The organism is Pseudomonas sp. MS646 (assembly GCF_036693845.1).
GTDB lineage: Bacteria > Pseudomonadota > Gammaproteobacteria > Pseudomonadales > Pseudomonadaceae > Aquipseudomonas > Aquipseudomonas chlororaphis_E.
Genome location: NZ_CP144763.1, coordinates 5,325,408 through 5,339,218 on the forward strand (window position 1 = coordinate 5,325,408; position 13,811 = coordinate 5,339,218).

Below are 13,811 nucleotides of genomic sequence, written 5' to 3' on the forward strand. Positions count from 1 at the left end.
TCTCTATATACCGCACCCTGTGCAATACATCGCCTTACACTCGGCGCCATGATTAAAGCCTTCCAGCTTTCCCACAACACGCCTGACGCCAGTCAGGCCAGCAGTTCCGCCGCCACCACATTGCGCACGCCCTTGCCGCTGAGTTGTTCCACCAACGCCAGGCCAAACGCCAGGGCGGCGGCCGAGCCCTGGGCGGTGATGCAGTTGCCATCCACGACCACGGGTTGGTCGACAAAGGTACACCCGGACAATTGCTGGCTGACGGCGGGCAGGCAGGTCATGCGCCGTTGGCGCAGCACGCCGCAAGGTTGCAATGCCAGCGCAGGCGCTTCGGCGATGGCGGCGAAGAAGCGGCCGGCGGCGGCCTGGCCCTTGAGCAGTTGTTGCAGGGGTTGATGGGCGGCCAGATGCTGGGCGCCGATGAGGCCGCCGGGCAGGACGATCAGGTCGAAGTCCTGCACCAGCACGTCCACCAGCATGCCGTCGGCGGTCAGGCGGGTGCCACGGGCGCAGGTCAGCATCCGCCGGCCTTCGATGCTCGCCAGCACCACTTCGAGCTGCGCCCGGCGCAGGACGTCGATCAGGGTGACGGTCTGCAAGTCGTCGACACCTTCGGCAACGGCGATCAGGGCTCGGGGAATCGCGGTTCCAGCAATCATGGGTGTTCTCCGCAGGGGTGTTCCTGAAGACTAGGCTGTGTACGAAATAGTTTGAAACGCAGGTTAGGCAAGGCAAAAACCGGCGAGGAAGCGCAGTTGACTGGTTGTCAATGAGCATTCCGAGCCGGTTTTTAACGCCGCATAACCAAGTTTCAAGCTATTTCGTACATAGCCTAGTCAGGTTTGCCGGACTGCGTCCTGCCAACTGCCCGTCACTTGATATACAACTGGGTCGACATCCGATTGCCCGGCGCATTGATCGAGACGTTGCTGTAGCTGAAGGTGCCCTCCTGCTTGCCCTTCAGGTCGAAGATGTACAGATAGCCGACGACCTTGGTGCGGCTCGAACAATCGTTGAGATTGCCATTGCTGAACGCGCACACCGGCGAGCGGGTGCCGTCGACTTCGAAGCCGTCCAGCGTGACATGGGGCTGGCGGCCATAGCCGACTTCCAGCACATAGACCTTGATGTTCGCGCCACTGTGGTCACAACGGGTCTGTGCCTGCCCGGGGGCGATGTCTTCGAAGCCACAGGCCGGCGACTCGACCTTGAGCACCTTGACCTCGCTCAACGGCGGTGCCGAAGCGGCATTGACGGGCAGGCCGGGCAACCACAGGCCCAACGCGCAAGCCAAGGCCAGCAGATTTCTGTTCATGTGAGACCTATCGAGCTTCTGAACCGCGCGCAGTATGGCGCTCTTTTTGCTTCGGTAAAACATCGACGACGATCGCAGCCACATGGCCACGCTGCTGGTATGATGCGCGGCTTTTTCCGACCCGCAGAAAATTCAGGCGCCCCTGGCGGTCTGTGCTTTGCTGTTGAGGTCGATACATTCACGGCGCCCTGCGCGCCACGGGGAGCAGACATGCTGGAAAGGCTGTTTCAACTCAAGGCACACAACACCAACGTGCGGACCGAGATCCTGGCGGGCGTCACGACCTTCCTGGCCATGGCCTACATCCTGTTCGTCAACCCGAGCATCCTCGGCGAAACCGGCATGGACAAGGGCGCCGTATTCGTCGCCACGTGCCTGGCGGCAGCCATCGGCTCCACGGTCATGGGCTTGATCGCCAACTACCCGATCGCCCTGGCCCCGGGCATGGGCTTGAATGCCTTCTTCACCTACACCGTGGTCCTGCACATGGGCCATACCTGGCAAGTGGCGCTGGGCGCGGTGTTCGTCTCTGCGGTGCTGTTCTTCCTGCTGTCGATCTTTCGCATCCGCGAGTGGATCATCAACAGCATCCCGCTGCCATTGCGCTCGGCCATCGCCGCCGGCATCGGCCTGTTCCTGGCGCTGATCGCCCTGAACAACGCCGGCATCGTGGTGAAAAACCCGGCGACCATGGTCGGCCTCGGCGACCTTAAGCAACCGGCACCGATCCTCGCCACGCTCGGTTTTGTCCTGATCGTCGCGCTCGAAGCACTGAAAGTGCGCGGCGCCGTGCTGATCGGCATCCTCGCGGTGACCATCGTCTCGATCCTGATGGGCTTCACCCCATTCGGCGGCGTGATATCGATGCCGCCCTCCCTGGCCCCGACCTTCCTGCAACTGGACATCAAGGGGGCCCTGGACATCGGCCTGGTGAGCGTGATCTTCGCTTTCCTGTTCGTCGACCTGTTCGACAACTCCGGCACCCTGATCGGCGTCGCCAAGCGCGCCGGGCTGATGGGCAAGGACGGCCACATGCCGAAGATGGGCCGCGCGCTGATCGCCGACAGCACCGCCGCCATGGCCGGTTCGCTGCTGGGCACCTCCACCACCACCAGCTACATCGAATCGGCGGCGGGCGTCAGTGCCGGCGGCCGCACCGGCCTGACCGCCATCGTGGTGGCGATCCTGTTCCTGCTGGCGTTGTTCTTCTCGCCACTGGCAGGCAGCGTCCCGGCGTTCGCCACCGCGCCGGCCTTGCTGTTCGTCGCCGTACTGATGACCTCGGGCCTGGCGGAAATCGACTGGGACGACATCACCGTCGCCGCCCCGGTGGTGGTGACCGCGCTGGCCATGCCGTTCACCTACTCCATCGCCAACGGCATCGCCTTCGGTTTCATCGCCTGGACCGCCATCAAGCTGGTGTCGGGCCGTGGCCGTGAGCTGAACCCGGCGCTGGTCATCCTGTCCATCCTGTTCGTGATCAAGTTGGGTTGGTTCAACGCATGACTTTCGATTCCCAGGCGTACGCCACGCAGCTCCAGGACAAGGTCACCCGCTTGCGTGAGCTGCTGGCCCCCTTCGATGCGCCGCAACCCGAGGTGTTCGACTCGCCACTGCAGAACTTCCGCCTGCGGGCCGAATTCCGCCTGTGGCGCGAGGCCGGCGAGCGGCACTACGCGATGTTCTCCCAGGAAGACAAACGCACGCCGATCCTCATCGAGACGTTCCCTATCGCCAGCCTGCGCATCAACCAGTTGATGCCGCAACTCAAAGCCGCCTGGCAGGCCAGCGCGCCCCTGAGCCACAAGCTGTTCCAGGTGGAGTTCCTGACCACCCTGGCCGGCGACGCGATGATCACCCTGTGTTATCACCGTCCGCTGGACGAGCATTGGCATGCCGCCGCCACGCAACTGGCCAACGACTTGGGCGTCAGCATCATTGGCCGCTCCAAGGGCAAGCGAGAAGTGATCGGCCACGACTACGTGGTGGAGCGCCTTGAGGTGGGCGGCCGCACCTTCAGCTATCGCCAGCCCGAAGGCGCCTTCACCCAGCCCAACGGCACGGTGAACCAGAAGATGCTCAATTGGGCCTACGACGCCCTGGGCGATCGCAACGACGACCTGCTGGAGCTGTACTGCGGCAACGGCAACTTTACCCTGCCCCTGGCAACCCGCGTACGCAACGTGCTGGCCACCGAAATCAGCAAGACTTCGGTGAACGCGGCGCTGAGCAACCTGGACGAAAACGCCGTGGCTAACGTGACGCTGGTGCGCTTATCGGCAGAAGAATTGACCGAAGCGTTGAACGAAGTCCGGCCGTTCCGCCGCTTGCAGGGCATCGACCTGAAAAGCTACGCGTTCGGCAGCGTCTTCGTCGACCCGCCGCGCGCAGGCATGGACCCGGACACCTGCGAACTGACCCGGCGCTTCGACAACATCCTGTACATCTCCTGCAATCCGGAAACCCTCGCCGCCAACATCGCGCAACTGAACGACACCCACCGCATCACGCGCTGCGCGTTGTTCGACCAATTCCCCTGGACCCATCACATGGAATCCGGGGTGTTGCTGACCCGGCGTTGAGGCGATTCCTGTGGCGAGGGGATTTATCCCCGTTCGACTGCGCAGCAGTCGCAAATCAACCAACACGGTTGCGCTGTGACGGCAGTGCACGACTTCAGGGCTGCTTCGCAGCCCAACGGGGATAAATCCCCTCGCCACAAATGAGTTCCTCCTACAACCCCGCTTGCCGCTTAAAGGTGCTGTTCGATCATCGAACACTTATTGAGCGCTGACAGCGGCTTCGTTTGACCAAACTAACCATCTAGTACAATTTATCTCCAACGGCTGGAACCCGGCCAACACCAACAATAAAAAGTGTGGAGAGAATTGCGATGCCTCCGATCGTCCTGGTGCTGAACGGCCCGAACCTGAACCTGCTCGGCACCCGCGAGCCGGGCACCTATGGTCATGAAACCCTGGCGGACATTTCCGCGCTGTGCGCACGCGCCGCTGAAGAGTTCGGCCTGGCAGTGGAGTTTCGCCAGACCAACCAGGAAGGCGAACTGCTCGACTGGATTCACGGCGCCCGTGGCCGCTGTGCCGGTATCGTCATCAACCCGGCCGCCTGGACCCACACCTCGGTGGCCATCCGCGACGCCCTGGTGGCCAGTGAAATCCCGGTGATCGAAGTGCATTTGTCCAACGTCCATGCGCGGGAAACCTTCCGCCACCACTCCTTCGTCTCCTCCATCGCCATCGGCGTGATGTGCGGGTTTGGCAGCCACGGCTATCGCCTGGCCCTGGAGCATTTCAGTCAGCGGTTGAAGGGTTGATCCACATGTCGAACATCACTGTGCTCGCCGGGCTGATCGGCGCCGGTATCCAGGCCTCGCGCACCCCTGCCCTGCACGAGCACGAAGGCGACGCCCAAGGCATGCGCTACCTCTACCGGCTGATCGACCTCGATGCGCTGACACTCGACAGCAGCGCCCTGCCCGACCTGCTGGCCGCCGCCGAACGCATGAGCTTTACCGGCCTGAACATCACCTTTCCGTGCAAGCAGGCGATCATCCCGCTGCTGGACGAACTGTCGCCCGAAGCCCGCGGCATCGGCGCGGTGAATACCGTGGTGCTCAAGGACGGCAAACGCGTCGGCCACAACACCGATTGCCTGGGGTTCGCCGAAGGGTTTCGCCGTGGCCTGGGGGATGTTTCCCGCGGGCACGTGGTCCAGATGGGCGCCGGCGGCGCCGGTGCGGCCGTTGCCCACGCGCTATTGGCTGAAGGCGTACAGACGCTGAGTATTTTCGATGTGGAAGTCAGCCGCGCCGAGGCCTTGGCCCACAACCTGAACCAACACTTCGGCGCCGGTCGCGCCCGGGCCGGGCATGACTTGCCCGCTGCCATGGCCGAGGCCGACGGCCTGGTCAACACCACCCCGATGGGCATGACGAAGTTGCCGGGCATGCCGGTGCCGGTCGAGCTGTTGCGGGGCGCGTTGTGGGTGGCGGAAATCGTCTACTTCCCCCTGGAAACCGAACTGCTGCGCAACGCCCGCGCCTTGGGCTGTCGCACACTCGATGGCGGCAACATGGCAGTGTTCCAGGCGGTGAAGGCCTTTGAATTGTTCAGCGGCGTGGTGCCGGATGCGCAGCGGATGCTGGAACACTTCCAGCGCATGAATCACTGAAGACCTGTCGGAGCGGGCTTGCTCGCGAATGCGATCCGACAGTCAACCTCCATGGCGACTGTGCGGGCCCTTTCGCGAGCAAGCCCGCCCCCACAGGGGTTGCGTTCAGGCCTGCAAATAGCGCAGCACCGACTCGCAGATCATCTGGCGATGACGCTGCTTGATCGCTTCGTCCGACAGGTCGATCTGAAAAATCTCGCCGAAGGTGTGGCGGTTCGACACCCGGTGAAAACAGAACGAACTGATCAGCAAGTGCACATCCAGCGGTGCCAGGCCCGCACGGAACACGCCTTCTTCAGCGCCCCGCCGCAGGATCAGGTCGAGGGAGTCGAGGATGGTGCTGTTCATCGCCTTGATCACCCGCGACTGCTTGACGTACTCGGCGTTATGGATGTTCTCGATGGCGACGATCCGCACGAAATCCACATTGCGATCATGGTGGTCGAACGTGAACTCCACCAGGCGCCGTATCGCGTGGACCGGCGCCAGCTCGGCCAGGTGCAGCCGGCCCTCGGTGCTGCGGATATCGCCGTAGAGCTTCTCCAGCACCTCGATGTACAGCTGCTCCTTGCTGCCGAAGTAGTAATAGATCATGCGCTTGGAGGTATGGATGCGTTCGGCGATGGCATCGACCCGGGCGCCGGCCAGGCCCTGCTGGACGAATTCGACGATGGCTTCCTGAAGAATGTTTTCCCGGGTTTTCTCCGGGTTGTTCTTGCGACTCTTGCGCGGCGCGACGAGGGGCTCGTCGAGGTCTGCGGGAAGCTCTGGATTCATAGTCATTGTGGGCTCACGGCCATCACTGCAAGGCTTGCGATTATGGGCCGCACCGTGCGGTGAAGGAAGTCACGGGGCCGCCCTTTGCCGCCACTTTTACGATTTCCCTACAACTTGGCATGCCGCAAGCCACCGCTGCGGGATTTCGCCATGGCCGCCAGCCGCACCGCCACGTTGGCCGCGCCGTAGCCGGCGTAACCGTTCTTGCGCTGGATGATCTCGAAGAAAAACCGCCCCTCGAACGGTTCGGTGTAGACATGAAACAACTCGCCCCCCTGGGCGTCGCGGTCATACAGCACGTTGAAATAGGCCAGCTCGCTGAGGAACTCATCGTCGAAATCGAAACGCGCGGCCAGGTCGTCATAGTAATTGAGCGGAATGTCCAGCAGCGGCACCCCGGCCTCCTTGGCGCGGCTGACCTGGGCGAAGATGTCATCGCAATCGAAGGCGATGTGGTGCACGCCAGAACCACGATAACTCGACAGCGCGTGTGAGATTGCCGTGTTGCGGTTTTCGGAAATGTTCAGGGGCAACCGGATCGAACTGCAGCGGCTGCGCAGCGCGCGGCTTTTCACCAGGCCATAGGGGTCGGGCAGCACCACTTCGTCGTCGGCCTCGAAATCCAGCAGGCTCTTGTAGAACAACACCCAGCTGTCGAGGCTGTCGGCCGGCAACGCCATGGCCATGTGGTCGATGCGCTTGAGCCCGGCCCCGATGACCGCGCCCGGTTGCAAATTGAAATCGGTGCCATAGACGTCGGCGTCCTGGTCGACCAGGTAGATCAAGCTGCCGTCCGGTGCGCGCACCGCCGCCAGCTCCAGCTCATTGGGCCCGACCAAGCCGCGGTAGGGCTGGCCCTTGTAGGCCACCGCCCGCGCCAGGGCGCTGGCACTGTCCTTGACCCGCAACGCGGTGGCGCACAACGACGGCCCGTGAGCTTCGAAAAAGCTGTGAGCGAAGGAGTACGGTTCACTGTTGAGGATCAGGTTGATATCGCCTTGGCGCAGCAGGCTGACGTTCTTGGAACGATGCTGGCCGGCCTTGACGAAGCCCAGCCGCTCCAGCCAGTGGGAGAGCTTGGCGCCGAGGTTGTCGTCCACGGCAAACTCGAGGAACTCGATACCGTTGTATTCGCTGGCCGACGGCGTCGCGAACAGGCAATCGGCGTTACTGACCGGCATGGCCTCTTCGGCCAGGCGTTGGCGGGTCTTCTCTTCCAGGTACAGCAGCGAGCGCAAGCCATCGGCGGCATTGGCCCTTGGTGGCGCGGCGCGGAAGCCGTCGTTGAAGATCTCCAGCGACAGCGGCCCGCGGTAGCCACTCTTGATGATCGGCGCCAGGAAACCCGGCAAGTCGAACTCGCCCTGGCCGGGGAAGCAGCGAAAATGGCGGCTCCACTCCAAAACATCCATTGCCAGGATCGGCGCGTCGGCCATCTGCACGAAAAAAATCTTCTCGCCGGGGATCTCGGCAATCGCCCTCGGATCGCCCTTGAGGGACAAGGTGTGGAAGCTGTCGAGCAGCACGCCAAGGCTTGGATGATCGGCCTGGCGCACGATGTTCCAGACCTGTTGATAAGTATTGACGTGCCGGCCCCAGGCCAACGCTTCATAGCCGATGCGCAGGCCGCGCGCGCCAGCCCGTTCGGCCAGCAGCCGCAGGTCATCGACCAACAATTGCTCATCGCCCAGGCTATCGGCCGAGGCATTGCTGCACACCAGCACCAGGTCGGTGCCCAGCTCCTGCATCAGGTCGAATTTGCGCTCGGCCCGATCCAGGTTACGCGCCAGGCGATCACGACGGCAGCCTTCGAAGTCACGAAACGGCTGGAACAAGGTGATGGCGATGCCCAGGTCGGCGCACATCTGCCTGATTTCCCGCGGGCTGCCATCGTAATAGAGAAGGTCGTTCTCGAAGATTTCCACACCGTCGAAACCGGCGGCGGCAATGGCTTCGAGTTTTTCCGGCAGGGTACCGCTCAAGGAAACGGTGGCAATGGAACGCTGCATGACTTCGGCTCCCGGGAGGCATCGGCTACAGAGTTGCGGCGCTGTTGGCAGCGCTTTTGAAGGAATGGACCGATTATTGAGGCGCTGATGGCTTTCAGCAATTTAATATGTACCACCCAGTTAGTTTTTTGGGCGATTATCGAACAAAATGCCTTGGGGCGAATTGACGATTTTTCGTCCACTGCGCACCATCAGCCCCACATTGACGCAGCCGGATTGGCCGGCGTCGTGGAATACCCCGATCACCCCATAAGAATTTCAAAAACGGGTACACGCTATGAATCCTTCCCAAAGTTCTCCCCTGAGCCCAGGCATGGGCGTCACGACCGGCGGCATCGGCGACAAAATCCGCGGCGCCCTGGCCGTGGGCAAGACCCGTTGGGGCATGCTCGCGCTGGTGTTTTTCGCCACCACCCTGAACTACATCGACCGCGCCGCTCTCGGCGTGATGCAGCCCATCCTGGCCAAGGAAATGAGCTGGACGGCGATGGATTACGCCAACATCAACTTCTGGTTCCAGGTCGGTTATGCCGTGGGCTTTGTCCTGCAGGGCCGGCTGATCGACCGGATCGGCGTCAAGCGCGTGTTCTTCTGCGCCGTGCTGCTCTGGAGCCTGGCGACCGGTGCCCATGGCCTGGCCACTTCGGCGGTCGGCTTCATGGTCTGCCGCTTCATCCTGGGCCTGACCGAAGCGGCCAACTACCCGGCCTGCGTGAAAACCACGCGGCTGTGGTTTCCGGCCGGCGAACGGGCGGTGGCCACCGGTATCTTCAACGCCGGGACCAACGTCGGCGCAATGTTCACGCCGATGCTGCTGCCATTGATCCTGCACGTGTGGGGCTGGCAGGCGGCGTTCCTGTGCATGGCCGCGCTGGGCGGGGTCTGGTTGCTGTTCTGGGGCCTGAAATACTTCAACCCGGAAGACCATCCCAACGTCAAGGCGTCGGAACTGGCCTACATCCAGGCCCAGGACGAACCGGAGCAGGCCCGCGTGCCCTTCTCCCGTATCCTGCGCATGCGCGGCACCTGGGCGTTCGCCCTCGCCTACTCGATCACCGCGCCGGTGTTCTGGTTCTACCTTTACTGGCTGCCGCCGTTCCTGAACCAGCAATACAACCTGGGCATCAACGTCACCCAGATGGGCATCCCGCTGATCATCATCTACCTGACCGCCGACTTCGGCAGCGTGGGCGGCGGTATCCTGTCTTCGTTCCTGATTGGCCGCGGCCTCAACCCGATCAAGGCGCGCCTGCTTTCCATGCTGCTGTTCGCCTGCTGCATCATCGGTGTGATCATGGCCGCCGGCGCAAGCAACCTATGGATGGCGGTGTTCGCCATTTCCCTGGCCATCGGCGCGCACCAGGCCTGGACCGCCAACATCTGGAGCCTGGTCATGGACTACACGCCCAAATACATGATGAGCACGGTGTTCGGCTTCGGCGGCATGTGCGCGGCCATCGGCGGGATGTTCATGACCCAGTTGGTGGGCCACATCCTGACCGTCACAAACAACAACTACACCGTGTTGTTCACCTTGATCCCGGCGATGTACTTCATCGCCCTGACCTGGCTGTACTTCATGGCGCCGCGCAAGATTCCAAATCTGGAGAGCTGATACGACCGCAGCCCCTGTGGCGAGAGACCTTCTTCCCTCACCACAGGGGTTGCGGCAGCCAGTCACTTGCGTCGCTGCTGCCACGCCGCCGCCAGGCCACTCAGGCAGATCAGCACGATACCGAACACCGTGGTCAACGTCGGCGTATGGTTGAACAACAACCACCCCAGCAGGCCGGCGAACACGATCTGACAGTACCCGAACGGCGCGAGCAGCGCCGGGGCGGCAAAGCGGAACGCCTGGGTCAGCATCAGGTGCGCCGTCATCCCGCAGGCCCCCAGCGCCAGCATCATCAAGCCATGCACCAGGCTCGGCACCTGCCAGAAGAACGGCACCAACGCACTCATCACCAACGTATTGCACAGGCCGGCGAAGAAGTTGCTGGTGGTCGGGCTGTCGATCTCGCTGAGCTTGCGGGTCAGCAGTTGGTAGAAACAGAAGAACAGCGCCGAACAAAACGGCAGCAACACCGCCGGCGTAAACAGATCCCCGCCGGGATGGACGATGATCAACACCCCGATGAAACCGAAGATCACCGCGATCCACTGGCCACGCGTCACCCGCTCACCCAGCAACGGCACCGACAACGCCGTGACTAGCACGGGGGCCAGGAAGTTGACCGCCGTCGCCTCCGCCAACGGGATGTACAACAACGCCGTGGTGAAGAACAAGCTGGTGCCCAGCAGGCACAACGCCCGGGCCACTTGCCACAAGGGACGCTTGGTGCGTAGCACCCGCAATCCCGAACGGGGCAGGAAGATGCCCGCCATCAACAGGGTGTGCACCACGTAGCGCGCCCACACCACCATGATGATCGGGTAGAACCCCGAAAGGTATTTCGACAAGGCGTCATGGCTGGAGAACAGGAATGTTGCGCAAAGAATCAGCAGGATGCCCTTGAAGGCCTGATTGACGCCGGAAAGCGGAGTGCTGACGGTCATGTAGGAATCCCGCGATGCATGAAGTAAGAGGCCAGGGCTGGCGTGTGACGGATAAGACCGCGCCCACGCCCATTCAATCGCTGCGACGACCGGTTCAGTTGAACAACTCCGAAGCCTGGCTGGCCTGGGACAGCTCTTCGGCAAACGCCAGCAAGGTCGGTGCCAGCTCATGCAGGCGCGGCCGTGTCATCCGCGCGCTGGGCCCGGCCACGCTGAGCACACCGACGACCCGCCCATCCACCGGATGACGCACCACGGCGGCAATGGCCGACGTACCGATCGCCGAACTTTCCTCGACACAGGCGTAGCCTTGCTCGCGCGCCTGGCGCAGGTATTCCAGCAGTTCGACCGAGTTGCGCGGCGCGTTGGGCCCCGCCTCTGCCGGCAGTTGGGCAGCCTGGCGTTCCACCCGCGACAGCGCCTCGACGTCGCTCATGCATGCCAGCCAGGCATGGCCCGAAGCGGTATAGAACAGCGGCGCCTCGCGGCCCATGTCCGGGTCGTAGCGCAGCCCGGACCGCGCGCCCTGGGACTTGGCGATCCAGGTCTGGCAATCGCCTTCGATGACGCCCAGGCGCACCAGCTCGCCGGTTTCCCGGGCCAGGCGATCCAGCACGGGCTGCACGATGTCAGCGCCGCTTCGCGACAGGTAGCGAAAACCCATGGCCACCAACCGGGTGGACAGGTGATACCGCAGGTTATCAGGGTTCTGGCGCACATAGCCCAGGCGCATCAGCTCGGCGAGCAAGCGATGGGTGGCGCTCTTGGGGATCTGCAACTGCTCGGCCAGCCCTAGCAGCGGCCAGCCTCGGGGATCGCTGGCGAGATTTTCCAACACATTGAAGACACGTTCGATTTGACTGCCGGCCATGGACGATCCAGATGAATACGCTGATTCCAGAATAAGCGAAGTGTAATGCAAATTCTGGAACGACATGGGATTTTAATCCATATCGGTGTCAGCGAGCCGGCGCGAGAAGCGGCACTTCGCGCCACGCAGAAGGTCAACGGATACAGCGCACTCGCGCGCCGATCCGTTCCCACAGTCAAAAATCTGTTAGTGAACTGGCGGCAATCCCACTCAGCGGCAACACTGTTCACACCGGTCAATCAGAGGACTGCCCACATGCTATGGAAAAAAGGTCGCCGCAGTGACAACGTGGTGGACGCCCGAGGCGATGGCGGCGGGGGTGGCGGATTGCGCTTCGGCGGCGGCAAGGGCTTGAGCCTGACGGCCATTCTCCTGATCGTCGGCATCGGCTGGATCACCGGCCAGGACCCGATGCAGATCCTTGGGCAGTTGGCCGGGCAGATGGACACGTCCGCCCCCGCCTCGTCGCAAACCCGCCAGGCGCCGCCGGCCAACGATGAGCAGGCCGAGTTCGTGCGCTCGATCCTCGGCGATACCGAAGACACCTGGGGCCAGGTGTTCCAGCAGGCCGGGCGCCAGTACCAGCAACCGAAGCTGGTGCTGTTCAGCGGTCGGGTCAACTCGGCCTGCGGCCTCGCGTCATCGGCCACCGGGCCGTTCTATTGCCCGGCAGACCGGCAGGTCTACCTCGACATGAGTTTCTTCAAGGAAATGGCCCAACGTTTCTCCGCGGCCGGGGACTTCGCCCAGGCCTACGTCATTGCCCACGAGGTTGGGCACCACGTGCAGACGCTGCTAGGCGTGTCGGCGAAAATCCAGGAGGCCCGCCAGCAAGGCCGGCAGATGGAAGGCGACGGCGGCCTGTTGGTGCGCCAGGAGTTGCAGGCCGACTGCCTGGCCGGCGTCTGGGCCAACCATGCCCAGAAACGCCTGAACTGGCTGGAACCGGGTGACATCGAAGAAGCCTTGAACGCCGCCAATGCTATCGGCGATGACCGCTTGCAACAGCAGGGCCAGGGCCGCGTGGTACCCGACTCCTTCACCCACGGCACCTCGGCGCAGCGGGTGCGCTGGTTCAAGACCGGGTTCGCCCAGGGCCAGGTCAGCCAGTGCGACACTTTTGCGGCGAAAAGCTTGTAGATGATGAAGTGGGCCGCATGGTTCGCGCTGGTGCTGGGCAGCACCTTGGCCCAGGCCAATGAGCACGGCGTCAACGTGGTCGCGCAAGGGCACCTGCAACTCAAGGGTGGCGCCATGGCCGTGGACGTCAGCCCGGCCCCGGCGTCCATCCAGCGCGTGCTGATCATCCTCCACGGTCGGCTGCGCAATGCCGACACCTACCTGCACAGCGCCGAGAAAGCGGCCGGGCAGGCCGGGCAACTGGGCACCACCCTGATCATCGCCCCGCAGTTTCTCAACGAGCAGGACGTTGCTCGCCACCTGTTGCCCAATGACCTGCTCCGCTGGCAGGGCAACGACTGGATGGCCGGAGGCCTGTCCACGGGGCCGCATCCGGTCAGCTCGTTCCAGGTTCTGGACGACATCGTCGCGCGGGTCAGTGACCGGCAGCAGTTCCCCGAAGTGCAACAGATCGTCATCGCCGGCCATTCCGGTGGTGCCCAGGTCGTGCAGCGCTACGCCCTGCTCGCCCACGGCCCCTTCAGGATCAACCCGCGCTTCGTCGTCGCCAACCCGTCGTCCTACGCCTATTTCGATGAACAACGGCCGATGGCCTTCGATGCCGCCAGTTGTCCGGGTTTCAATCACTGGAAGTACGGGCTGAAAAACTTGCCGGCCTACGCCGCCGGGCAAACACCGGCTCAACTGGAAGACAACTACATCAAGCGCGACATCGTCTACCTGCTCGGCCAACAGGATGTCGACCCGGAGCATCCAGCCCTGGACAAAAGCTGCGAAGCGCAAACCCAGGGACCGTATCGGTTATTGCGCGGCCATTTCTTTTTCGACTACCTGACCAGAAGGCACCCAGGGGAGATGCCCCAACAGCTGATCGAAGTGCCCGGGATCGGACACGATGGCAGTGGGATGTTCAATTCGCCCGAGGGGCTGAAGGCCTTGTTCGGGCAGTAAG

Annotated in this window: 13 protein-coding genes; 7 read left to right on the forward strand and 6 right to left on the reverse strand. The window is 62.9% G+C overall.

Features of this window, described 5'->3' with window-relative positions:
• Positions 1 to 92: 92 nt before the first annotated feature.
• Positions 93 to 659, reverse strand: a complete 567-nt coding sequence (locus V3H56_RS23500; RefSeq protein ID WP_338473915.1) for a DJ-1 family glyoxalase III — start codon at positions 657 to 659, stop codon at positions 93 to 95.
• A gap of 212 nt (positions 660 to 871) precedes the next feature.
• Positions 872 to 1,315 carry a DUF4879 domain-containing protein gene (locus V3H56_RS23505; RefSeq protein ID WP_338473916.1) on the reverse strand — a complete coding sequence of 148 codons (444 nt, stop codon included), beginning with the start codon at positions 1,313 to 1,315 and terminating at the stop codon, positions 872 to 874.
• 210 nt (positions 1,316 to 1,525) lie between these two features.
• Here V3H56_RS23505 and V3H56_RS23510 point away from each other — a divergent pair, with 210 nt between their 5' ends.
• The 4 genes from V3H56_RS23510 to V3H56_RS23525 all read left to right on the forward strand — a co-directional run bounded on the left by V3H56_RS23510 (position 1,526) and on the right by V3H56_RS23525 (position 5,506).
• Positions 1,526 to 2,821, forward strand: a complete 1,296-nt coding sequence (locus tag V3H56_RS23510) for an NCS2 family permease (protein WP_053144251.1) — start codon at positions 1,526 to 1,528, stop codon at positions 2,819 to 2,821.
• On the forward strand, positions 2,818 to 3,897 hold the full coding sequence (gene trmA, locus V3H56_RS23515; RefSeq protein WP_042732076.1) for a tRNA (uridine(54)-C5)-methyltransferase TrmA: 1,080 nt from the start codon (positions 2,818 to 2,820) through the stop codon (positions 3,895 to 3,897). Before V3H56_RS23510 ends, trmA begins: the two co-directional genes overlap by 4 nt.
• 311 nt (positions 3,898 to 4,208) lie before the next feature.
• On the forward strand, positions 4,209 to 4,649 hold the full coding sequence (aroQ, locus tag V3H56_RS23520; RefSeq protein ID WP_053144249.1) for a type II 3-dehydroquinate dehydratase: 441 nt from the start codon (positions 4,209 to 4,211) through the stop codon (positions 4,647 to 4,649).
• A 5-nt stretch (positions 4,650 to 4,654) separates the two neighbouring features.
• Entirely contained in the window at positions 4,655 to 5,506 is an 852-nt protein-coding gene (locus tag V3H56_RS23525) for a shikimate dehydrogenase (RefSeq protein ID WP_053144247.1), read from the forward strand.
• Positions 5,507 to 5,611: 105 nt separating this feature from the next.
• Here the strand turns inward: V3H56_RS23525 and V3H56_RS23530 are convergent, their stop codons facing one another.
• Together V3H56_RS23530 and quiC are read right to left on the reverse strand one after the other, a co-directional pair.
• Positions 5,612 to 6,289 carry a TetR/AcrR family transcriptional regulator gene (locus V3H56_RS23530; RefSeq protein WP_047736309.1) on the reverse strand — a complete coding sequence of 226 codons (678 nt, stop codon included), beginning with the start codon at positions 6,287 to 6,289 and terminating at the stop codon, positions 5,612 to 5,614.
• A gap of 101 nt (positions 6,290 to 6,390) precedes the next feature.
• Positions 6,391 to 8,292 (reverse strand): 3-dehydroshikimate dehydratase QuiC, encoded by a 1,902-nt coding sequence (gene quiC, locus V3H56_RS23535; protein WP_042728431.1) that lies wholly within the window; start codon positions 8,290 to 8,292, stop codon positions 6,391 to 6,393.
• 313 nt (positions 8,293 to 8,605) lie between these two features.
• On the opposite strand from quiC, the gene V3H56_RS23540 reads away from it, so the two are divergent.
• A complete protein-coding gene (locus V3H56_RS23540) occupies positions 8,606 to 9,907 on the forward strand; it encodes an MFS transporter (protein WP_234408003.1) in 1,302 nt (433 codons plus the stop codon).
• A 62-nt stretch (positions 9,908 to 9,969) separates the two neighbouring features.
• Here the strand turns inward: V3H56_RS23540 and V3H56_RS23545 are convergent, their stop codons facing one another.
• Both V3H56_RS23545 and V3H56_RS23550 read right to left on the reverse strand, forming a co-directional pair.
• On the reverse strand, positions 9,970 to 10,848 hold the full coding sequence (locus V3H56_RS23545; protein WP_338473917.1) for a DMT family transporter: 879 nt from the start codon (positions 10,846 to 10,848) through the stop codon (positions 9,970 to 9,972).
• A 94-nt stretch (positions 10,849 to 10,942) separates the two neighbouring features.
• The gene (locus tag V3H56_RS23550) at positions 10,943 to 11,719 is read right to left on the reverse strand and encodes an IclR family transcriptional regulator (protein WP_338473918.1); all 777 of its coding nucleotides are present in this window, start codon (positions 11,717 to 11,719) and stop codon (positions 10,943 to 10,945) included.
• A 255-nt stretch (positions 11,720 to 11,974) separates the two neighbouring features.
• On the opposite strand from V3H56_RS23550, the gene V3H56_RS23555 reads away from it, so the two are divergent.
• The gene (locus tag V3H56_RS23555) at positions 11,975 to 12,859 is read left to right on the forward strand and encodes a neutral zinc metallopeptidase (protein WP_042728435.1); all 885 of its coding nucleotides are present in this window, start codon (positions 11,975 to 11,977) and stop codon (positions 12,857 to 12,859) included.
• Positions 12,860 to 13,810 carry an alpha/beta hydrolase gene (locus tag V3H56_RS23560; protein WP_338473919.1) on the forward strand — a complete coding sequence of 317 codons (951 nt, stop codon included), beginning with the start codon at positions 12,860 to 12,862 and terminating at the stop codon, positions 13,808 to 13,810.
• Position 13,811 lies beyond the last annotated feature (1 nt).

What these genes read in the sequence shown, in the direction of transcription:
- V3H56_RS23510 (WP_053144251.1), top strand. Translation starts at nt 1,526, where the DNA reads ATGCTGGAAAGGCTGTTTCAACTCAAGGCACACAACACCAACGTGCGG.
- aroQ (WP_053144249.1), top strand. Translation starts at nt 4,209, where the DNA reads ATGCCTCCGATCGTCCTGGTGCTGAACGGCCCGAACCTGAACCTGCTC.
- V3H56_RS23555 (WP_042728435.1), top strand. Translation starts at nt 11,975, where the DNA reads ATGCTATGGAAAAAAGGTCGCCGCAGTGACAACGTGGTGGACGCCCGA.
- V3H56_RS23525 (WP_053144247.1), top strand. Translation starts at nt 4,655, where the DNA reads ATGTCGAACATCACTGTGCTCGCCGGGCTGATCGGCGCCGGTATCCAG.
- V3H56_RS23545 (WP_338473917.1), bottom strand. Translation starts at nt 10,848, where the DNA reads ATGACCGTCAGCACTCCGCTTTCCGGCGTCAATCAGGCCTTCAAGGGC.
- V3H56_RS23530 (WP_047736309.1), bottom strand. Translation starts at nt 6,289, where the DNA reads ATGACTATGAATCCAGAGCTTCCCGCAGACCTCGACGAGCCCCTCGTC.
- V3H56_RS23500 (WP_338473915.1), bottom strand. Translation starts at nt 659, where the DNA reads ATGATTGCTGGAACCGCGATTCCCCGAGCCCTGATCGCCGTTGCCGAA.
- trmA (WP_042732076.1), top strand. Translation starts at nt 2,818, where the DNA reads ATGACTTTCGATTCCCAGGCGTACGCCACGCAGCTCCAGGACAAGGTC.
- V3H56_RS23505 (WP_338473916.1), bottom strand. Translation starts at nt 1,315, where the DNA reads ATGAACAGAAATCTGCTGGCCTTGGCTTGCGCGTTGGGCCTGTGGTTG.
- quiC (WP_042728431.1), bottom strand. Translation starts at nt 8,292, where the DNA reads ATGCAGCGTTCCATTGCCACCGTTTCCTTGAGCGGTACCCTGCCGGAA.
- V3H56_RS23540 (WP_234408003.1), top strand. Translation starts at nt 8,606, where the DNA reads ATGGGCGTCACGACCGGCGGCATCGGCGACAAAATCCGCGGCGCCCTG.
- V3H56_RS23560 (WP_338473919.1), top strand. Translation starts at nt 12,860, where the DNA reads ATGATGAAGTGGGCCGCATGGTTCGCGCTGGTGCTGGGCAGCACCTTG.
- V3H56_RS23550 (WP_338473918.1), bottom strand. Translation starts at nt 11,719, where the DNA reads ATGGCCGGCAGTCAAATCGAACGTGTCTTCAATGTGTTGGAAAATCTC.